This is a genomic window from Nocardioides sp. BE266 (assembly GCF_031457855.1).
Taxonomy (GTDB): Bacteria; Actinomycetota; Actinomycetes; order Propionibacteriales; family Nocardioidaceae; genus Nocardioides.
Window position 1 is genome coordinate 127,972 of the sequence record NZ_JAURTI010000009.1, and the last position, 20,320, is coordinate 148,291.

Sequence of the window (20,320 nt, forward strand, 5' to 3'; positions counted from 1 at the left end):
CCGGGCTCACGACCCGTCGCGGCACCCGCCCTGGAGGCGCATGTCGTCGAGGGCGTCGCGGCCGACCGCCTCCGCCTGGTCGGGGTCGGGGATGACGACGGCGGCGTCGCCGATCGTGTCGAAGGTGCCCGTGAGGATGCACCCGTCGGTGCGCCTCGGGTCGATCACGGTCAGCGCCTGGACCAGTCGGTAGACCTCGCTGGGCGTCATGTCGGTCTGGAGGCCGGAGAGGGCGGAGAGGGCGACGTCCTCCATGAAGCCCTCCTCGTCCTCGGCCGTCCGGAGCCGGTCGAGCGCCGCGAGCAGGAGCCGCTGGTGGTTGGCCGCGCGCTCGAAGTCGCTCTGGCCGGGCAGCGTGGCGCGGGTGCGGGCGTAGTAGAGCGCCTGCTCGGCGTCGAAGGTGTTGGCGCCGCGTCGCACGTGCACCCCGCCGTCCTCGGTGTCGAACGCGTCGGGCGAGTCGACCTCGACGTCACCGAGCGTGCCCATCATCGAGAGGAAGCCGTCGAAGCCGGTCACGAGCACGACGTCGGGCTGGATCCCGGTCAGGGCCTCCACCTCCTCCGCGACCTGCTCGGCGTCGTAGTCCCGCAGCACGGTGTTGAGGCGTGCGGACCCCCTCGGGAGGTCGACGTACAGGTCACGCGGGAGGCCGATCGCCACCGCTCGTCCGGTGTCCGGCGCGACGCCGATCAGCTGGATCGCGTCGGTCAGGCCCTCCGTCACGTCGGCACCACCCGAGGCCTCCGAGCCGAGGGCGAGCACCCAGAGGGTGTCCGCGCCGACGTCGACGGCCTTGGCGGTGCCGATGGTCGTGAGGCTGATCGTCGTCGGGTGCACGGAGCCCGTGGGGACGACCAGCGCGGCGCCCGCCAGCAGGGCGAGGCGGAAGGTCGCGCGCCGCAGCCACCTCACGACGGGTCCTCCGACTCCGTCTCGGCGTCGACGGGTGCGCCGTCGTCGAGTGTGAGGTCGAAGCCGAAGACCTGCCACGAGTCGTCGCCGGGCACCAGCATGATCCGGCCGTCGAGCACGAGCGGTCGGGTGGCCCCGTCGTCCATGGTCGCGTCGAAGGCGAAGTGGACCCTCGCGCTCCCGGCGTACGCCGCGCGCCTCTGGGTGAGGAAGGAGAGCCGGGCGTCGAGCTGCGTCGCTCGTATCGCGGTGGCGTCGCGCGCGTTCGTCGCGGTGAGCACCTCGATGCTGCCCGCCGCGTCTCGGGCGGCCCGGCTGGTGAACGCGCCGAACGACTGGACGAAGTCCTCGCGCGGGAACGTGCCGAGGAAGGCCTCGACGACGTAGTCGGAGAGCACGTCGCCGACCTCGCCCTCGAGCTCGGTGCGGGTCTGGTCGTCGAGCCGGTCGGCCCCGGACACGGTCTCGACGCGCAGCGCGGCCGACTCGGCCTCCTGGGTCTCGTCGTCGGTCGGGTCCCCCGCCTGGCAGCCGGTCGCGAGCACGGCGAGGGCGATCACCACGCCGGCGCGCACGCCCACCCGCGAGGTGCGAGGGGCGTGGCGTCGACGGAGGCCCATGTCGCTCATCATGGCCGAAGGCGTCCGGTGCTGTCTCAGCTCGCCGGGACCGTGTTGACCGTGGAGAGGTCGAAGTCGGCGACGTTGTCACGGGCGGGGTGCCGGGCGGCGACCGGCCCGCGGGCGAACTCCTCGACCAGCGTGCCCGTCACGGTGCGGGTGAAGTCCAGGGTGGCGTCGCCCAGCGGGCGCTCACACCGGTCGACCATCGCGCAGCCCCAGCGAAGGGTGCCGGCGTTGAAGACGCCCGCGCCCGACGTCGAGGTGTAGTAGACCGACTGGGTCGTCGTGGTGACACCCCGGCAGGAGTACGGCGAGTGGCTCAGGATCTGCAGCGGGCGGGGGAGGCGGCCGTCGGGGTAGACGCGGTCGGCCTCGGGGCCGACGAGCCCGTGGACGTGGTCGCCGCGCCGCACGCCGGTGCCGCGGAAGCCCCACCAGGCCGGGCTGGCGATGACGTAGTCGGTGTCGACCGGGTAGCACTCGTACTGCATGCCGAGCAGGTCGTGCTCGGGCCGCGGCACGGGCGGCTGGCGGAACTGCGCGGTCGTGTCGACGGAGCCCTGGGCGTAGAGCGGGTCGAGGTGCGCGGAGTGCCGGTAGCCGACGACCACACGGGCCGCGTCCTCGAGCCCCGCCTCGAGGCGGATCCGCCAGTACATGGTGTTCGCGCCGAGGAAGGCCAGGTTCGTGCCGGCGTCGCGGGCACCGAGCACGGCGTCGCGCATCTCGTTGGTCCAGTACTCGTCGTGGCCCATCGAGACGTAGCCGCGTGCCCCCTTCAGCGCCTTCGGCGTGGTGGCGAGGTCGATGTTGGTGAAGTACGAGAGCGGCACGCCGGTCTTCTCGGCGCGGACCACGATCGGGAGCGCGGCGGTGCGGTAGTCGTTGGCGCCGGTCGCGCCGTTGTAGGGCCGGTCGAAGCTGACCGCGTGGCTGGGGGTGTCGCCGTTGGCGCCGGCGTACAGGCTGTAGCCGCCCCACTCGTTGTAGGCCTGCCACGTGGTGACGGGTGCGACCAGGGCCACGGTGCCCTTCGCCGTCGGCGAGGTGACGACGTAGGGCACCTGGGCCTCGAAGCCGGTGTCGGTGCGGAGCCGGAGGACGTAGAAGCCGGGCAGCCAGGTGGTGGTGTCGATGGTCAGGTCGCGCTTCCAGGGGGCGATCACCGTGCGCCGCTCGTACGACGCGTAGCGGGGCGGCGACTGCTCGCGACCCCGGCGGAAGCCGGACTCCCAGACGAAGGCCCCCGTGCCGCCCTCGTAGGACCCGATCCGGTAGGCCGAGGCGTCGTACCCGCCCTCGGTGGTGGAGACCTTGAGCCCCACCCGCGTGCCGGGCGTGCCGCTGGCGAGGGTGGTGTAGGCCGCGATCTCGCCGTGCTGGGCCGGGTTGCTGATCCGCCAGTCCTCGGAGCCGCGCGGCTCCGGGGCGGCCTTCTCGGCGGAGTCGGCGGCCGAGGTCCGCGGCGCGGGCAGGACCCCCATCGCCTGCTCCGCGTCGCGGACCGGCAGGTGTGACGCCGAACCGCACCCCACCAGGAGCGGCGTCACGACCAACCCCACCATCCAGGTTCGTGCTGCCTGTGCCTTCATCGTGATCACCTCGCCCGGTGGCGACGGACCCTCCGACGCCGTGTGATCGACGATTCGCCGGGGGCACTTCCCGGCACATGGGCCCGCGATCCCGGGCGCCCGGGACGATCAGGACGCCGGTCCCGACCGGCCGCGTGGGCGAGCGGGGCGTGGACCTAGGATTGCCCGCATGCCTGAGATCTCCCGGGACGAGGTGGCCCACCTGGCCATGCTCGCCCGCATCGACCTCTCCGACGCCGAGCTCGACCACCTGGCGCCCCAGCTGAGCGTCATCCTCGAGTCGGTCGCCTCCATCAACGGTGTCGCCGGTGACGACGTGCCTCCCACGTCGCACGCGATCCCGCTGACCAACGTCTTCCGCGACGACGTCGTGGTGCCCGGGCTGACGGCCGAGGAGGCGCTCTCCGGCGCCCCGGCCGTCGAGGAGCAGCGCTTCTCCGTCCCGCGGATCCTTGGAGAGGAGGCGTGATGGGCGACCCACGCACCACCGCCGCCGCGATCGCCGACAAGCTGGCCGCCGGCGACGTCACCTCCGTCGAGGTCACCCAGCTCCACCTCGACCGGATCGCCGAGGTCGACGAGCGGGTGCACGCGTTCCTGCACGTCGACCCCGACGGCGCGCTGGCCCAGGCCGCCGAGTCCGACGCCCGCCGGGCCCGCGGCGAGGCACGCGGCCCGCTCGACGGCGTACCGATCGCGGTCAAGGACGTGCTGGCCACGCGTGGCCTGCCCACCACCTGCGGCTCGAAGATCCTCGAGGGCTGGATCCCGCCCTACGACGCCACCGTCGTCGCGCGGCTGCGCGGGGCCGGCCTGCCGATCCTCGGCAAGACCAACATGGACGAGTTCGCGATGGGCTCCTCCACCGAGCACTCCGCCTACGGCCCGACCCGCAACCCGTGGGACCTCGACCGGATCCCCGGCGGCTCCGGCGGCGGCTCCGCGGCCGCGGTCGCGGCCTTCGAGGCACCCCTCGCCATCGGCACCGACACCGGCGGCTCGATCCGCCAGCCGGGCGCGGTCACCGGCACCGTCGGCGTGAAGCCGACCTACGGCGGCGTCTCCCGCTACGGCCTCGTCGCGCTGGCCAACAGCCTCGACCAGGCCGGCCCGGTCACCCGCACCGTCCTCGACGCGGCCATGCTCCACGACGTGATCGGCGGCCACGACCCCCGCGACTCGACCTCGATCGCGCAGGAGTGGCCCTCCTTCACCGAGGCCGCCACGGCCGGTGCCTCCGGCGACCTGACTGGCGTGAAGGTCGGCGTGATCACCGAGATGCAGGGCGAGGGCTGGCAGCCCGGCGTGATGGCCCGCTTCAACGACTCGGTCGAGGCGATGGTCAAGGCCGGCGCCGAGGTCGTCGAGGTGTCGTGCCCGTCCTTCGTGCACGCGCTCGCGGCCTACTACCTGATCCTCCCGGCCGAGGCGTCCAGCAACCTCGCCAAGTTCGACGCGATGCGCTACGGCCTCCGCGTCGTCCCCGAGGGCGACCCGTCCGCTGAGGAGGTCATGCGGGCCACCCGCGACGCCGGCTTCGGCGACGAGGTCAAGCGCCGCATCATCCTCGGCACCTACGCCCTCTCCAGCGGCTACTACGACGCCTACTACGGCCAGGCCCAGAAGGTGCGCACGCTGATCAGCCGCGACTTCGACGCCGCCTTCGCCCAGGTCGACGTACTGGCCTCGCCGACCGCTCCCACCACGGCGTTCAGGCTGGGGGAGAAGCTCGACGACCCGATGGCGATGTACCTCAACGACCTCGCGACCATCCCGGCCAACCTCGCCGGCGTGCCCGGCATCTCGGTGCCCAACGGCCTCGCCGACGAGGACGGCCTGCCGAGCGGCCTCCAGCTGCTCGCGCCCGCTCTCGCCGACGACCGCGTCTACCGGGTCGGCGCCGCGGTCGAGGCGCTGCACACCGCAGCCTGGGGCGGCCCGCTGCTCGACAAGGCCGCCGGCCTGGAAGGAGTCTCGTCGTGACCTCCACCGACACCGCGCTCATGCCCTTCGACGAGGTGCTGGCGGCGTACGACCCGGCGCTGGGCCTCGAGGTCCACGTCGAGCTCAACACCGCGTCGAAGATGTTCTGCGGCTGCCCGGCCGTGTTCGGCGGCGAGCCCAACGCCGGCACCTGCCCGACCTGCCTCGGCCTGCCCGGCGCGATGCCGGTGGTCAACGGCAAGGCCGTCGAGTCGGCCATCCGGATCGGCCTCGCGCTCAACTGCGACATCGCCGAGTGGTGCCGGTTCGCCCGGAAGAACTACTTCTACCCGGACATGCCGAAGAACTTCCAGACCTCGCAGTACGACGAGCCGATCTGCTTCGACGGCTACATGGACGTCGACGTCGACGGTGAGACCTTCCGCGTCGAGATCGAGCGCGCCCACATGGAGGAGGACACCGGCAAGTCGCTGCACGTCGGTGGCGCCACCGGCCGCATCCACGGCGCCGACTACTCGCTGGTCGACTACAACCGCGCCGGCATCCCGCTCATCGAGATCGTGACCCGCCCGATCCTCGGCGCAGGGGAGAAGGCGCCCGAGGTCGCCAAGGCCTACGTCTCGCAGCTGCGCGAGCTCATCGTGGCGCTCGGCGTCTCCGAGGCCCGGATGGACCAGGGCAACCTGCGCGCCGACGTGAACCTCTCGCTCTCGCCCAAGGGCAGCGGCGTGCTCGGCACCCGTACGGAGACCAAGAACGTCAACTCGTTCCGCTCCGTCGAGCGGGCCGTTCGCTTCGAGATGCAGCGCCACGCCGCGATCCTGAGCAGCGGCGGCTCGATCCTGCAGGAGACCCGCCACTGGCACGAGGACACCGGCATCACGACCAGCGGTCGCGAGAAGTCCGATGCCGAGGACTACCGCTACTTCCCCGAGCCCGACCTCGTCCCCGTGGCGCCGAGCCGCGCGTGGGTCGACGAGCTGCGCGGCACGCTGCCGGAGAACCCGACGGTCCAGCGCGCCCGGCTGCAGGCGGAGTGGGGCTTCAGTGACATGGAGATGCGCGACACCCTCGGCGCCGGCGCGCTCGGCCTGGTGATCGAGACGATCGCCGAGGGTGCCGCCCCGCAGGCCGCCCGCAAGTGGTGGCTCGGTGAGCTCGCCCGCCGCAGCAACGAGGACGGCGTCGACCTGGTCGACCTGCCCATCACTCCCGCAGACGTGGCGCGGATCCAGGCGCTGGTCGACGACAAGACCGTCAACGACAAGCTGGCCCGCCAGGTGTTCGAGGGCGTCCTCGCGGGCGAGGGCACCCCGGACGAGGTCGTCGCCGCGCGCGGACTGGCCGTGGTCTCCGACGACGGCGCCCTCGGTGCTGCCGTCGACAACGCGATCGCCGCCAACCCCGACGTCGCCGACAAGATCCGCGACGGCAAGGTCGCCGCGGCCGGTGCGCTCATCGGAGCGGTGATGAAGGAGATGCGCGGCCAGGCCGACGCCGGTCGGGTGCGCGAGCTGATCCTGGAGAAGCTGTCCTGATCCTTCCTGGGGGCCCCCTACTTTGGTCTGATTCGGCCGCCGATCGCCCGGTCTAGACAACTTGTTAGGGTCGTTGCGAGTCACATTGGTCACATCACCAACCAACGCTCGCAGCACGGGGGACTGGGCGGCACCTGCCGTCGTGGGGTCCTCGGCGAGCGGGAAGGAAGTCATGCACCATCGCATTCGACCCATCCGATCGGCCGCGGTCGCACTCTCGACCGTGGCGCTCGGAGCCGGCGTACTCGCTGCGCCTCCGGCGTCCGCCGAGCCGACGCCCGCCCTCCGCGCGGCGAAGGCCGCGGGAGGCACCGACAGCACGCCGTCGACGATCGCAGCGGAATGGATCGCCGGTGAGCTCAGCAACGGCCTCATCGTCGGCAAGTCCGGACCGGACTTCGGCCTCACCATCGACACCGGGATGGCGCTCTCGACCGTCACCAGCCAGGGCGGCACCGTGACCGCCATCAACAACTCCCTCGAGCCGCGCATCGCCGAGTACGTCGGTGACGGCACGAAGGAGTCCTACGCCGGTCCGCTGGCCAAGGCTGCGACGTTCGCCCGCACGGCGAAGAAGAACCCGATCAGCTACGGCGGGATCAACCTAATCGCCCGCCTCGAGGAGCGGACGGCCAACGTGCCGGCCGACCCGGCTGCCGAGCCGCAGGCCGCGGCGATCGCCGGCCGGATCTTCGACAAGTCCGAGTCGGGCAACAACGCCAACGTGGTCGGTCAGTCCTACGCCGTCCGCGCACTGACGCTCTCCGGCTCGACCGAGGCCGGCGCCGCCCGCGACTTCCTGCTCAAGCAGCAGTGCGCCTCGGGCTACTTCCGCGCAGGCTTCGACAAGGCCGACGTGCCGAGCCAGTCGTGCACGGAGGGCGTCGCCGGCAGCGAGGCCGACCCGGACGCCACCGCCCTCGCGGTGATCAACCTCATCGAGTCGGGCGACAAGAGCCCGGCGGTGGTGGGGGCGCTGGCCAAGGCCGGCACCTGGCTCGCCGACCGGCAGCGCGGGAGCGGCGCGATCCGTGCCGCGGCGCCGATCAGCCAGATCAACACCAACTCGACGGCCATCGGTGGCTACGCGCTGGGCCTGCTGAAGAACCGCGACGCCGCCCTCAAGGCCGCGCTCTGGGTGCGCAAGAACCAGCCGGTCGACAAGTACAAGTGCCGCACGGCGCTGACCAGGGACACCGGTGCGGTGGCCTACCGCAAGGACCGCGTCAAGGCGTCCAACGTCACCGGCATTCCCGCCGAGGCGCGTGACGAGTGGCGTCGTGCGACGGCCCAGGCGATCCTCGGCCTGCAGTTCGCCCCGGCGAGCAAGGACAAGCTCAAGATCGTCTCGGTGCGCAAGCAGGCTCGCGCCGGCGAGCGGGTCCAGTTCCGCGTGTACGGCCTGGCTCCGAGCGAGAGCGCCTGCATGCAGGTCAAGGGTGACTTCCTGCGCGTGAAGGGCAAGAAGTCCGGCGACAAGATCGTCCGCAAGCTCCAGCTCCCCGCCGGCAACCAGCGGCGCGTCGGGCTCGTGAAGACCTCGGACGACGAGGCACGTACGTCGCTCCGGGTCCGCAACTGACCCACCAGCACCACCTGATGCACCCTGCTTCGGCCCGGCGTCCCGAGACGCCGGGCCGAAGTGCGTCCCGGAGCGCGCCGGGGTTACGCTTCGCACGCCGCACCCGCCCGGGTCGGCACCACACACGCCCGAGCTGGGGAAAGCCGGTCCGACACCGGCGCTGACCCGCAACCGTGGGCACGGGAGCGATCCCGTGCGAGCCGGAACACCCGCCTCGACGCGTCTTGATCACCATCGCTGTCGAGGAATGCAGCGGGTAGACGGTCCCGACCGGCGCCCTCGCTGTCGCAGCGAGGGAAGGGACCATGAAGCTCCTCTCCGGACTGGCCGCCGTCGCGCTGGCCGCCACCACTCTCACGCAGCCGGCATACGCCGCGCCGCTCCCGACCAGCCCGACCGCCGACCGCGCGGTCCAGGCCGGCGCCACCTGGCTGAGCGGCCAGCTCACCAACGGCCTGGTCTTCAACGACCAGTTCGGCGGCTTCAACGACTACGGCCTCTCCGCCGACTTCGCCTTCGCGCTGAAGGCCGTGGGCAAGGACGCCACCGCGTCGAGCATCGTCGACGCCATCGAGCCGGTCTCTGACTCGTGGGCGACCGGTGGCACCTTCGCGCCCAACCGTGTGTACGCCGGCAGCCTCGCCAAGCTGGTCAGCGTGGCGCAGGCGACGGGCAAGGACGCCACTGACTTCAACGGCACCGACCAGGTGACGCGCCTGGAGGACCTGGTCTCCTCCTCCGCGCCGCTGGTCGGCCGCCTCGAGGACGCGGGCGTCGACACCAACGACCCCTTCGACTCCGACTTCGTCAACGTGATCGGCCAGTCGTTCGCCGCGCGGGCGCTGACCACCGCGGCCTCAACGCGCGCCGCCGATGCGACGACCTTCCTGCTCGACCAGCAGTGCGACGCCGGGTTCTTCCGCGCCCAGCTCAACGGCGACAAGGCCGACACGCAGCAGGGCTGCACGAGCGCCGACACCGGCAGCGTCGACACGACCGCACTCGCCGTCATCAACATCCTGGACACCCCCGGCGCCTCCCGGACCGCGCGCGGCGCGGCCGCGCTCGCCGCGGACTGGCTGAAGGGCCAGCAGGCCGCCGATGGCTCGTTCAGCGCGGGTGCGTCCGAGGGCTACAACGCCAACACGACCGGCCTCGCCGGCTGGGCCCTGTCCCGCGCGGGTGAGTCGGCAGCGGCGGCGAAGGCGGCCACCTGGCTGCGAGCGGTGCAGATCGCCGACCTTGCCGCGTGCGCGACGAAGCTCGCGGCCGACAACGGTGGCGTGGCCTACAAGCCGAGCATCCTCGCCGCCGCCCGCACCAGCGGCATCGCCGCGGCCGCGCGCGACCAGTACCGCCGGGCCACTGCCCAGGCGCTCCCGGCCCTGGCCAGTGCTCCGGCCGCGAACGGCACGCTCGGACTCTCCGCCCCGGCCTCCGCGGTCGAGCGGAGCACCGTCACGGTCAACGTCACCGGCCTCGGCCAGGGCGAGGCGGCCTGCGTCACCCTTGGCTCCGTGGCAAAGCCCGTCACCGGCACCGGCAGCACCGTGCCGGTGTCCTTCGACCTGCCGGCCGGTGTCGGCGCGCGTACCTTCACGCTCACCACCCTGTCCGGTGCGTCGTCTGCCACCACCGCGGCCACGGCCACCCCGCCGACCGTCGGCAAGCTCGCCGCGGCCAGGGTGGAGAAGGTCACGAGGAACCGCTTCACCCTCTCGGTCGCGTGCGAGTCGAACGTCGCCTGCGCGGGAACGCTCAAGGTCCGCTCGGCCGGCAAGGTCAAGCTCGCCAACGGCAAGAAGCGCGAGCTGCTGCTGGCCAAGAAGGCCTACACCGTGACGCCCGGTACGACCGCCGACGTCACGCTGAAGCTCACCAAGGCCGCCCGTTCGGCCTTGGGCACGATGCGCCTGCGCGTCGTCGCCGTCCAGCGGACGTCGGGCGCCGAGCCGGCCAGCACGAAGTTCTGGCTGAAGCGCGCGTGATCTCGACCCAGGCTCGCGCACACCGGATGCTGCGCCCCCTCACCCTCCTGGCCGCTGGTCTGGTGGGCGGGGGAGCGACTCTGTCCCTCTCGCTGGGGCTCGCACCGACGGCCTACGTCGCGTCTGCGGGTGCGGCTACCTGCACCTCGTCGGGAGGTGTCAGCGTCGTCGTCGACTACCGCGAGCTCGGCGGGAGCACCGTGACGACGTGCGCGCCGGATGGTGGCGGCAAGAGCGCGGCGGCGGTCTTCGCCTCGGTGGGCGTCAGGATCAGCTACGCCACCCGCCAGCCGGGCTTCGTGTGCCGCGTCAACGACGTACCTGCCAACGACCCGTGCGTGAACGCCTCGCCCGCCAACGCCTACTGGGGCCTCTGGTGGTCCGATGGCTCGTCGGGCTCGTGGACCTACGCGTCCTCCGGCGTGGGCGGCCAGACCGTCCCCGCCGGAGGTTCGGTGGGCTGGGCGTGGCAGCAGGACCGTGGCGGCTCTCCCGCCGCACCGTCCGTCGCCCCACCGGTCGCGCCGGCCTCGCCGAGCCCGACGTCCTCGCCCACGTCGTCGCCCACCTCGTCCCCGACCTCGTCGCCGACGAACCCGGGCTCGGGCTCGGGTGGGTCCGGAGGGTCCGGCGGCACGGGTGGCGGCAAGGGCGGCGGCAGCTCGCCGACCTCGTCACCGAGCCCGTCGACCTCGCCCTCCGGGACGCCCAGCAGCACCCCCTCCGAGTCGCCCCTGGCCAGTGAGTCTCCCAGCGACTCACCGTCCAGCAAGCCCTCGAAGAAGCCCACCAAGGGCAGTGAGTCTCCCAGCGACTCAGCGTCCAGCGACCCCTCGGACGAGCCGTCCGTTGCCCTTGAGTCTCCCAGCGACTCAACGCCCAGTGCGTCCTCCGAGGCAGGCGGGCCGGAGGCCGACGAGCCGACCCGTATCCCGGCGGCGGTCACCTGGGGCATCGTCGGACTGGTCGCCCTCGCCGGGGTGGCGAGCGCGGTGGTGGCGCGCCGGCGACGGGGATCCTCGGCGCCGTGACCGGATCGGCGTCGTCCGTGTGGGGACTGCCGCGTGACCTGCACCCGATCGCCTGGTGGACCTGGGCGATCGGGCTGGCCACGGCAGCCTCGCTGACCACCAACCCGCTGCTGCTGCTCCTGATCATGGGCTCCGCGACGGTGGTGGTCATGGCACGACGCTCGGGCCACCCGTTCGGTCGCTCGTTCCGGCTCTACGCCCTGCTCGCGGCGGTCACGATCGTCGCCCGGGTCGTCTTCCGCATCCTCTTCGGCGGCCAAGCGGTCGGCCACGTGCTGCTCGACCTCCCGGAGGTCCCGCTGCCGGACTGGGCGGCCGGGATCCGGCTGCTCGGCCCCGTCACCAGCGAGGCGCTCCTCGCCGGGTTGTACGACGGCCTCCGGCTCGCCGCGATCATCCTCTGCGTCGGGGCGGCCAACTCGCTCGCCAACCCCAAGCGGCTGCTCGCCTCGGTCCCGCCCGCGCTCTACGAGATCGGCACCGCGATGGTCGTCGCCGTGACGATCTTCCCGCAGCTCGCCGACAGCGCCCGCCGGGTGCGGGCCGCGCAGGCCCTCCGCGGGGGTACGACGACCGGCGTGGGCCGGCTCCGGCGCTTCCTCGTGCCCGTCCTCGAGGACGCCCTCGAGCGGTCGCTCGCCCTGGCGGCCGGCATGGACACCCGCGGCTACGGACGTTCCGGTGGCGCCACCCTGCGCGAGCGATGGACCACCGGGTCGCTGCTGCTACTCGCCCTCACCGGCATCTGCGTCGGCACCTACGCCTGGCTCGACCCGACCGCGCCGCGTCTCCTCGCGATGCCGATGCTCGGGGCGGGTGTCGTCGCGGCAGTCGTCGGCCTGAGCAGCGCAGGCCGACGGGTCCAGCGCACCCGCTACCGCCCCGACTCGTGGCGCACCCCCGAGCTCGTCACCGTCGGCGTCGGGCTCGCGGTCGCCGTCCTCGGCTGGTGGTTCGGTCGCAGCCAGGTGGCCGTCGCCTACCCGGCCGTCGACGTGACGCCGTACCTCTCCCCGCTCGCCCTCGCCGTCGGTCTGCTCGGCCTCGTCCCGGGCGTGGCGACGCCGGTGCCGTCGACGGCGCTGGTCCGTGAGGTGGCCGCATGATCGAGCTGCGCGGGATCGGGTTTCGCTACGACCGGCACGAGGTGCTGCGCGACGTCGACCTGACCCTCGAGGAGGGCGAGCTGGTGCTCGTCTCCGGGCGGACGGGCGTCGGCAAGTCCACGCTGCTGGGCGTGGTCACCGGTCTGGTGCCGCGCTTCACCGGCGGCGAGCTCACCGGCGACGTGCTGCTCGACGGCACCAGCATCGTCGAGCAGCCGCCGCGGGAGCGCGCCCACCTCGTCGGCTACGTCGGCCAGGACCCGCTGGCGGGATTCGTGACCGACACGGTCGAGGAGGAGCTCGCCTACGGCATGGAGCAGCTCGGCATCGCGCCCGAGACGATGCGCCGCCGCGTCGAGGAGACGCTCGACCTGCTCGGCATCGCCGACCTGAGGGCGCGCGACCTGCGCACCCTGTCCGGTGGGCAGCAGCAGCGAGTGGCGATCGGCGCGGTCCTCACCACGCACCCGCGGGTGCTGGTGCTCGACGAGCCGACCTCGGCGCTCGACCCGACCGCCGCCGAGGACGTTCTCGCCACGATCACCCGCCTGGTCCACGACCTCGGCCTCACGGTCCTGCTGGCCGAGCACCGGCTCGAGCGCGTGGTGCCCTTCGCCGACCGGATCTGCCTGGTCACCGGCGACGGCGGCATCCGCGTCGACCGTCCCGCGGTCGTGCTGGCCGACTCGCCGGTGGCCCCGCCGCTCGTCGAGCTCGGCCGCCTCGCCGGCTGGGAGCCGCTGCCGCTCACCGTGCGCGACGCGCGTCGGCACGCCAGGTCGCTCCCCGCCCTGACCGCGCCGGAGCAGATCGCCACTGACCCGGGGGACGCCGTCCTCGAGGGCCGCGGCCTCACCGTCGTCCACGGCGCGACCGTCGCGGTGCGCGAGGTCGACCTGACCCTGCGCGCGGGCGCCGTGACCGTGCTGATGGGCCGCAACGGCTCGGGCAAGTCCAGCCTGATCTGGGCCCTCCAGGGGTCCGGGAAGCGTCGCGGCGGCACGCTGAACATCGCCGGCGACGATCCGGCATCCCTGTCCGCGGCCCAGCGTCGTACGCACGTCGGGCTCGTGCCGCAGACCGCTGCCGACCTGCTCTACCTCGAGACCGTCGCCGAGGAGTGCGCCGCGGCCGACAGCGGCGCCGACGTCGCCCCGGGCACCTGCCGCGGCCTGCTCGACCGACTGGCTCCCGGGATCGGCGCCGACGGCCACCCGCGCGACCTGTCCGAGGGTCAGCGGCTCGCGCTCGCGCTGGCGATCGTGCTGACCGCGCGACCGCCGGTGGTGCTGCTCGACGAGCCGACCCGCGGCCTCGACTACGCCGGCAAGGCCGAGCTGGCCCGGATCGTCGCCGACCTCGCGTCGGACGGTCGGGCAGTGCTGCTGGCGACCCACGACGTCGAGTTCGCCGCCCACGTCGCCGACGAGGTCGTGGTGATGGCCGAGGGCGAGGTCGTCTCCCGCGGCACGCCGCGCCGCGTGCTCGCCGAGTCGCCGTCGTTCGCGCCGCAGGTCACCAAGGTCCTCGGACCGCCCTGGCTCGTCGTCGAGGAAGTCGCGGCCGCGCTGGTCGGGGCCGAGCGATGAGCCGCCCGGTCGCCCTCCCGATCGGCCCCCGCACCGCCGTCGTACTCACTCTGGCGTCCGCCGCCGGGCTGATGATGCTGTGCTGGCCGTTGCTGCTCGACGCCCAGCCCGGGCAGCGCGTCGAGCCGCCCTTCATGTTCCTCGCGCTCCTGCCGCTCGTGATGGTGGTCGTGCTCGCCGAGATGGGGGAGGGCGGCATGGACTCGCGCGTCCTCGCCGTCCTGGGCGTGCTCTCGGCGATCAACGCGGTGCTGCGCGGGCTCGGCGCCGGTACGGCCGGCATCGAGCTGGTCTTCTTCCTGCTGGTGCTGGGCGGTCGCGTGTTCGGCGCGGGCTTCGGCTTCGCCCTGGGCTGTACGTCGCTCTTCGCCTCGGCGCTGCTCACGGCGGGTGTGGGCCCGTGGTTGCCGTTCCAGATGATCTGCTCGGCCTGGGTCGGGATGGGTGCCGGGCTGCTCCCGCGCCGCGTCGGTGGCCGGGCCGAGATCGCGATGCTCGCCGCCTACGCGGTGGTGGCGTCGTACCTCTACGGGCTCCTGATGAACCTCAGCTCGTGGCCGTTCACGCTCGGCATCGTGGTGCCCGGGCACGAGGGGTCGCTGGCCTACGTCGCCGGCGCGCCGGTGCTGGAGAACGCCCACCGCTTCCTCGTCTACTCGCTGCTCACCTCCACCGGCGGCTGGGACACCGGGCGGGCGATCACCACGGCCGTGGCGGTCGTGGTCCTCGGCCCGGCGATCCTGACCACGCTGCGCCGCGCCGCCCGCCGCGCCGTCGTACGACCCGGTACGACGGTCCCGGCGGCCTCGACGGCACGATCCGCCACCTGACCGCCGACGACACGTCACCCGGAGGTCGCCCTCCGGCCAGCCCGGCCGACGAACCTCAGGGGACGTGGAGACCTCTCGGCGGGTGCTGCTCAAGGGTGGCCTGGTCGCCGCCGGCGTGACGTTCCTTCCCGGCATGACCGGGCCGCCCCTCGACTTCCGGCCCAGCGCGGCTGCCGGGACACCGCGCGAGAACCCCTTCGCGCTGGGGGTCGCGAGCGGCGATCCGTCGCCCGACGGCTTCGTGCTCTGGACGCGGCTGGCGCAGCTCCCGCTCGCCGACGACGGCCAGGGCGGGATGGGCGACGCGGTGCGCCAGGTCGAGTGGCAGGTGGCCACCGACCGACGGTTCCGCCGCGTCGTGCGCCGCGGGGTCGTGTCCACCGGACCGGAGATCGGGCACTCGGTGCACCTCGAGCCGTCGGGCCTCGAGCCGGACCGCGAGTACTGGTACCGCTTCCGGGTCGGTCGGCACCTCTCGCCCGTCGGCCGCACAAGTACGGCGCCCAGCCCGGCCGTCGTACCTGCTGCGCTCTCCGTGGCCTTCGCGTCGTGCGCGCAGTGGGAGCACGGGTACTTCACGGCCTACCGCCGGATGGCCGAGGACCAGCCCGACCTGGTGCTGCACCTCGGCGACTACCTCTACGAGTACGACCCCGGCTTTGAGCCGGCGAAGAGCGGCAACGTCCGTGAGCACCGTGGGCCGGAGACGGCGACGCTGGCCGACTACCGGCGACGGCACGCGCAGTACAAGACCGACGAGGACCTCCAGCTCCTCCACCGCACCGCGCCGTGGGTGGCGGTGTTCGACGACCACGAGGTGACCGACAACTGGGCCGGTGACCGGCCGGGGTCGTCGACCGTCGGCGGCCCGTTCGACCAGCGCCGCGGAGCCGCGCTCCGGGCGTACTGGGAGAACATGCCGTTGCGACGCTCGGCCTTCCCGCAGGGCACCGGCATGACGGCGAACCGGCGCTTCGGCTGGGGTCAGCTCGCGACCTTCCACGTGCTCGACACCCGGCAGCACCGCGACCCGCAGGCGTGCGGGCCCGACGCGATGGGCACGTGCGACGAGACGTGGGTTCCGGAGCGGTCGATCCTCGGTGCGCCGCAGGAGGCGTGGCTGGACGCCGGGCTGCGGGAGTCGGCCGCGACCTGGGACGTGCTCGGGCAGCAGGTGCCGTTCGGCCGGCTCGAGCTCAGCCCGGTCGAGATCGGGCGGCTGTCGATGGACAGCTGGGACGGCTACCCGTCGTGCCGCGAGCGGGTGATCGGGTCGCTGGCGCAGGCCACCAACCCGGTCGTGCTGACCGGCGACGTCCACGACGCCTTCGCGACCGAGGTCTGGGCCGACCACGAGGACCCCGACTCGGTCGTCGTACCCGAGCTGATCTGCACGTCCGTCACCTCCAACGGCGACGGTGAGGACTCACCCGACGGCAGCTACAAGTGGGCGCGGACCAACCCGCAGGTGCAGTTCTGGAACGACCTGCGCGGCTACGTGAGTCTCCGGTTCACGCCCGAGGTGCTGACGGCCGACTACCGGAGCCTGCCGTTCGTGCGGGCGCCGGGCGCGCCGGCGTTCACCCGGGCGTCGTTCGCGGTCGAGGCGGGCTCGCCGCGCCTCCACCAGACGGGTGCGCTGCCGCTCGCGGATCTCTGACCCTGGGCCTTGAGTCTCTCAGGGACTCACGGCGCAGGATCAAGGCTGGACGACGATGATCCGGTCGTCGTCGGGCGTCGGATTTCCGCGCCCGTCGCGGTTGGACGTCGTCACCCAGATCGAGCCGTCGGGCGCCGCCGCCACGGTCCGCAGGCGGCCGTAGTCCTCGGTGAAGTACGCCGTCGGGCGTGACGCCTTGCCGGCCGCGGAGACGTCGATCCGCCACAGCCGCTGCCCCCGGAGCCCGGCCATCCAGAGGTGGCCGTCGGCCCACGCGAGCCCGCTGGGAGAGGCGTCCTCGACCGGCCAGACGAGCTGGGGGTCGATGAAGTCCGAGCCGCCGCTCCTGCCCTCGAACCGGGGCCAGCCGTAGTTGCCGCCCTTTTCGATCAGGTTGAGCTCGTCCCACGAGGAGTCACCGAACTCCGAGGCCCACAGCCGGCCGTCGTCGTCCCACGCGAGGCCCTGGACGTTGCGGTGGCCGAGCGACCAGACGGGGGAGTCGGGTTCGGGGTTGCCCGGCGCCGGGTCGCCGTCGGTGGTGATCCGCAGGATCTTGCCGGCCAGGCTGGCGGGGTCCTGGGCCAGGTCTGGGTTCCCGGTCTCGCCGGTCGTGACGTAGAGGTAGCCGTCCGGGCCGAAGGCCAGACGCCCGCCGTCGTGGATGAAGCCCTTCGGGATGCCGTCCAGGACGATGGTCGGCTCGCCGAGCTCGTCGCCGTCCAGCTCGGCCTTCACCACCCGGTTGTCGCTGTCGGTGGTGAGGTAGAAGAACAGGGTCCGGTCGCTGTCGAAGTCGGGCGAGACCGCGACGCCGAGCAGGCCGGCCTCGCCCTCGGGCGCGGTGCCCGACAGCGCGCCGAGCTGGGTCGACGTACCGTCGTCGGTGACCCGCAGGACCCGGCCCGAGATCCGCTCGGTGACGACGGCGTCCCCGTCGGGCAGGAAGCCCACGCCCCACGGCACCTCCAGCCCGTCGACGAGTGCGCCCGCGGCCTTCGGCGCTGCGTTGCCGCCCCCGCTCTCGCTGGGCGTCTCGCTCGGGGTCGGCTGGCTCGGAAGGTCGGTCGGCTGGGTCGTGCTGGGGATCGGGTCCTCGCTGGTGCTCGCGCACCCGGTCGCCGCCCCCAGCGTCAGCGCGAGCGAGCCGATGGCGAGCCGTGACCGCATGTGTCCCCCGTACGTCATGTCGCCCCTCATCATGTTGCCAGTGTGCCGGGCGTCGCCGAATGCTCGGAGGGATGCTCGCCGGGGGCCGACCCCGACCTGGTCGCGCCGATGGACGCGGCCACCACGCAGGCGATCGCCAGCCACTGGATCGCGGCGAGGGTCTCGTGCAGGACGACGATCGCGGCGAGCGCGGCGGCCGCCGGCTCGAGGCTCATCAGGATCCCGAAGACCGCCGGTCGCAGGCTGCGCAGGGCGACGAGCTCGCAGCTGTAGGGGATGACGGAGCTCAGCAGGCCGACCAGTGCGCCGATGAGGAGGATCCGGCCGTCCCAGAGGCCGCTCCCGGCGGCGAGCAGCGCGGGCAGCGTCATCCCCGCGGCGGCGACCAGGCTGGCGACCGCGAGGCCGTCGAAGCCCGGCCAACGGCGCCCGGTGCTCGCGCTGAGCAGGATGTACGCCGCCCAGGCCGCCCCGGCGAGCAGGGCGTACACCACGCCGAGGACGTCCAGGTCGGCGCGCTCGAAGCCGAGCAGCACGACGCCCAGCCCGGCCAGCAGCACCCAGACGACGTCGCGCGCATGCCGCGAGCCGACCACGGCCAGGGTGAGCGGGCCGATGAACTCGATCGTCACGGCGATGCCGAGCGGGATGCGGGAGAAGGACTGGTAGATCGCCCAGTTCATCGTGGCCAGGCTCAGGCCGAAGCCGACGACGACGACCCAGTCCCGGCGCGAGTGCCCGGCGAACCTCGGCCGCGCGACCGCGACGAGGACGAGGGCACTGGTGACGAGGCGGAGCCAGACCATCGCGGTCGGCGAGATCTCGCCGAAGAGACCCTTGGCGATGGCTGCGCCGAGCTGGACCGAGAGGATCCCGATGAGGACCAGGCCGACCGGTCCGAGCAGGGAACGGCTCGCTCGGTCGATCACCGGGTCAGCCTATTCAGTCGTCTCCCCGGCACCGGTGCCCGTCTCATCGAGGCTGCTCAGCGCTCGCTGCGCGTGCTGGGCCTCGGCGGCGAAGTAGTCCAGTCCCCAGTCCGCGACCAGCGAGGGGAAGCGGAACGGCTCGCCCGGCCGGTCCGCGCCGCGCAGGGACTCGCGCACGTTGGACAGGTCGTGGATGGCCGCGTCCAGCTCGCCGAGGTAGTCGTGGAGCATCTGCCGCGTCCGGTCGGGCTCGGTCGCGTGCCCGATCAGCAGCCGGAGCAGCACCGTGTGCTTGAGAACCGGGAACCCTGCCGGCGTGCCGTCCATCCACGCGCGCAGCGCCACCTGTCCCTCTGCCGTGATGGCGTACGACGTCACCTCGCGGCCGCCGTCCTGACGGGCGTCGGCCCGCACCAGGCCGTGCTCGGTGAGCCGGCGCAGCTCGGTGTAGATCTGGCTCATCGCGGGGGAGACCCAGTAGAAGCGGAGCGTGATGTCGGCGCGCTGCTTGATCTCGTACCCCGTCAGCTCGTCGCCGAAGGTGAGGAGGCCGAGGATGGCGTAACCGGTCACCGGGATCTCTTGACTCATCTCGCTCCGAGAGTAGTGTTCCTAATCGGAATAGTCACGGAACGGGGAGGCTCGATGTCGCGCACGCTGCTCATGGTGGGGACCCGCAAGGGCATGTGGCTGGGGACGTCCGACGAGGCTCGGACGGCCTGGGAGTGGACGGGACCGCACTTCCCGATGGAAGAGGTCTACTCCGTGATGATCGACAACCGGGGCGAGTCGCCGCGGCTGCTTGCCGGCGCCTCCTCGAGCTGGCTCGGCCCGCAGGTGTGGCGCTCCGACGACCTCGGTACGTCGTGGGACGAGACGCCGAACGGCGCTGCGCGCTTCCCGGAGGACACCGGCGCGACGCTCGCTCGGGTGTGGCAGCTCCAGCCGGGCTTCGAGGACGACGTGGTCTGGGCGGGCACCGAGCCGGGCGCGATCTTCCGCTCGACCGACCGTGGCGAGACCTTCTCGCTGGTGCGCGGGCTCTGGGACCACCCGCACCGCCCCGAGTGGAACGAGGGCTTCGGCGGCCAGGCCTTCCACACGATCCTGCCCGACCCTCGCGACGGGGAGCACGTGCTCGCGGCCCTCTCCACCGGCGGTGTGTACGCCACGGCCGACGGTGGCTCCTCGTGGGAGCCCTCGAACGACGGGGTGAAGGCCGAGTTCTTCCCCGGCGAGCGGAACTACCCCGAGTTCGGCCAGTGCGTGCACAAGGTCGCCCGCGACTCCGCGGACCCCGATCGGCTCTACCTGCAGAACCACGGCGGCGTCTACCGCTCCGACGACGGCGGTGCTCACTGGCAGGACATCGCGCCGGGTCTGCCGACCGAGTTCGGCTTCGCGATGGTGGCCCACCCGCACCGGGCCGACACGGCGTACAACTTCCCGATCACTGGCGCCGAGGCGCGCTGGCCCGTCGACGGCAAGGCACGCGTCTACCGCACCACCGACGCCGGCTCGTCGTGGGAGCCGCTCGGCGAGGGCGCCCTCCCGGACGGCTACTTCACCGCAGTGATGCGCGACGCGATGTGTGTCGACGACCACGAGCAGGTCGGGCTCTACTTCGGTGGCCGCAACGGTGGCGTGTGGGCCTCGCCCGACGAGGGCGGCAGCTGGCAGGAGATCCACAAGGACCTGCCGGACGTGCTCGTCGTACGAGCCGCACGCCTCGACTGATATGTAGGGCCCCGCTGTCAATGGGCAGGGTGAGGCGCCGCCGGACCGGCGTGGTCTGACGGCGCCTCTCTTGGTCTGGTGCGGTC

Annotated in this window: 17 protein-coding genes and 1 riboswitch; of the genes, 11 read left to right on the forward strand and 6 right to left on the reverse strand. The window is 72.7% G+C overall.

Features of this window, described 5'->3' with window-relative positions; all coding sequences use genetic code 11:
• Positions 1 to 6: 6 nt before the first annotated feature.
• From J2X46_RS21730 to J2X46_RS21740, 3 genes are read right to left on the reverse strand one after another with little or no spacing between them, the layout of a single operon-like run.
• Positions 7 to 915, reverse strand: a complete 909-nt coding sequence (locus tag J2X46_RS21730; RefSeq protein ID WP_310254297.1) for an LCP family protein — start codon at positions 913 to 915, stop codon at positions 7 to 9.
• Complete coding sequence (locus tag J2X46_RS21735) at positions 912 to 1,535, reverse strand: hypothetical protein (protein WP_310254298.1); 624 nt, start codon at positions 1,533 to 1,535, stop codon at positions 912 to 914. The genes J2X46_RS21730 and J2X46_RS21735 overlap by 4 nt, the downstream gene beginning before the upstream one ends.
• Positions 1,536 to 1,570: 35 nt before the next feature.
• Positions 1,571 to 3,130, reverse strand: coding sequence for a N,N-dimethylformamidase beta subunit family domain-containing protein (locus tag J2X46_RS21740; protein WP_310254300.1), 1,560 nt, complete (start codon positions 3,128 to 3,130; stop codon positions 1,571 to 1,573).
• A gap of 169 nt (positions 3,131 to 3,299) precedes the next feature.
• Here J2X46_RS21740 and gatC point away from each other — a divergent pair, with 169 nt between their 5' ends.
• The 10 genes from gatC to J2X46_RS21790 all read left to right on the forward strand — a co-directional run bounded on the left by gatC (position 3,300) and on the right by J2X46_RS21790 (position 16,398).
• The gene (gatC, locus tag J2X46_RS21745; protein ID WP_310254303.1) at positions 3,300 to 3,599 is read left to right on the forward strand and encodes an Asp-tRNA(Asn)/Glu-tRNA(Gln) amidotransferase subunit GatC; all 300 of its coding nucleotides are present in this window, start codon (positions 3,300 to 3,302) and stop codon (positions 3,597 to 3,599) included.
• Positions 3,599 to 5,113 carry an Asp-tRNA(Asn)/Glu-tRNA(Gln) amidotransferase subunit GatA gene (gatA, locus tag J2X46_RS21750; protein WP_310254304.1) on the forward strand — a complete coding sequence of 505 codons (1,515 nt, stop codon included), beginning with the start codon at positions 3,599 to 3,601 and terminating at the stop codon, positions 5,111 to 5,113. The genes gatC and gatA overlap by 1 nt, the downstream gene beginning before the upstream one ends.
• Positions 5,114 to 5,133: 20 nt before the next feature.
• Positions 5,134 to 6,612 carry an Asp-tRNA(Asn)/Glu-tRNA(Gln) amidotransferase subunit GatB gene (gene gatB, locus J2X46_RS21755; RefSeq protein ID WP_310254331.1) on the forward strand — a complete coding sequence of 493 codons (1,479 nt, stop codon included), beginning with the start codon at positions 5,134 to 5,136 and terminating at the stop codon, positions 6,610 to 6,612.
• 223 nt (positions 6,613 to 6,835) lie between these two features.
• Positions 6,836 to 8,194 carry a terpene cyclase/mutase family protein gene (locus tag J2X46_RS21760; RefSeq protein WP_310254306.1) on the forward strand — a complete coding sequence of 453 codons (1,359 nt, stop codon included), beginning with the start codon at positions 6,836 to 6,838 and terminating at the stop codon, positions 8,192 to 8,194.
• 92 nt (positions 8,195 to 8,286) lie between these two features.
• Positions 8,287 to 8,426: riboswitch (cobalamin riboswitch) on the forward strand.
• A gap of 73 nt (positions 8,427 to 8,499) precedes the next feature.
• The gene (locus J2X46_RS21765; protein ID WP_310254308.1) at positions 8,500 to 10,182 is read left to right on the forward strand and encodes a hypothetical protein; all 1,683 of its coding nucleotides are present in this window, start codon (positions 8,500 to 8,502) and stop codon (positions 10,180 to 10,182) included.
• A 26-nt stretch (positions 10,183 to 10,208) separates the two neighbouring features.
• Entirely contained in the window at positions 10,209 to 11,213 is a 1,005-nt protein-coding gene (locus J2X46_RS21770; RefSeq protein WP_310254310.1) for a hypothetical protein, read from the forward strand.
• A complete protein-coding gene (locus tag J2X46_RS21775; protein WP_310254312.1) occupies positions 11,210 to 12,319 on the forward strand; it encodes an energy-coupling factor transporter transmembrane component T in 1,110 nt (369 codons plus the stop codon). The genes J2X46_RS21770 and J2X46_RS21775 overlap by 4 nt, the downstream gene beginning before the upstream one ends.
• Entirely contained in the window at positions 12,316 to 13,908 is a 1,593-nt protein-coding gene (locus J2X46_RS21780; RefSeq protein ID WP_310254314.1) for an ATP-binding cassette domain-containing protein, read from the forward strand. The genes J2X46_RS21775 and J2X46_RS21780 overlap by 4 nt, the downstream gene beginning before the upstream one ends.
• Positions 13,905 to 14,738: an ECF transporter S component gene (locus tag J2X46_RS21785; protein WP_310254317.1), complete on the forward strand. Its 834-nt coding sequence runs from the start codon at positions 13,905 to 13,907 to the stop codon at positions 14,736 to 14,738. Before J2X46_RS21780 ends, J2X46_RS21785 begins: the two co-directional genes overlap by 4 nt.
• A 64-nt stretch (positions 14,739 to 14,802) precedes the next feature.
• Positions 14,803 to 16,398: an alkaline phosphatase D family protein gene (locus J2X46_RS21790; RefSeq protein WP_310254319.1), complete on the forward strand. Its 1,596-nt coding sequence runs from the start codon at positions 14,803 to 14,805 to the stop codon at positions 16,396 to 16,398.
• 39 nt (positions 16,399 to 16,437) lie between these two features.
• Here J2X46_RS21790 and J2X46_RS21795 read toward each other — a convergent pair whose 3' ends face one another.
• From J2X46_RS21795 to J2X46_RS21805, 3 genes are read right to left on the reverse strand one after another with little or no spacing between them, the layout of a single operon-like run.
• Positions 16,438 to 17,586 carry a PQQ-dependent sugar dehydrogenase gene (locus tag J2X46_RS21795; protein WP_310254321.1) on the reverse strand — a complete coding sequence of 383 codons (1,149 nt, stop codon included), beginning with the start codon at positions 17,584 to 17,586 and terminating at the stop codon, positions 16,438 to 16,440.
• 11 nt (positions 17,587 to 17,597) lie between these two features.
• Entirely contained in the window at positions 17,598 to 18,497 is a 900-nt protein-coding gene (locus J2X46_RS21800; protein WP_310254323.1) for an EamA family transporter, read from the reverse strand.
• A gap of 9 nt (positions 18,498 to 18,506) precedes the next feature.
• Positions 18,507 to 19,088, reverse strand: a complete 582-nt coding sequence (locus tag J2X46_RS21805) for a helix-turn-helix transcriptional regulator (RefSeq protein ID WP_310254325.1) — start codon at positions 19,086 to 19,088, stop codon at positions 18,507 to 18,509.
• Between the two features lie 54 nt (positions 19,089 to 19,142).
• Between J2X46_RS21805 and J2X46_RS21810 the strand changes: the two genes are divergently transcribed.
• On the forward strand, positions 19,143 to 20,234 hold the full coding sequence (locus tag J2X46_RS21810; RefSeq protein WP_310254327.1) for an exo-alpha-sialidase: 1,092 nt from the start codon (positions 19,143 to 19,145) through the stop codon (positions 20,232 to 20,234).
• Positions 20,235 to 20,320 lie beyond the last annotated feature (86 nt).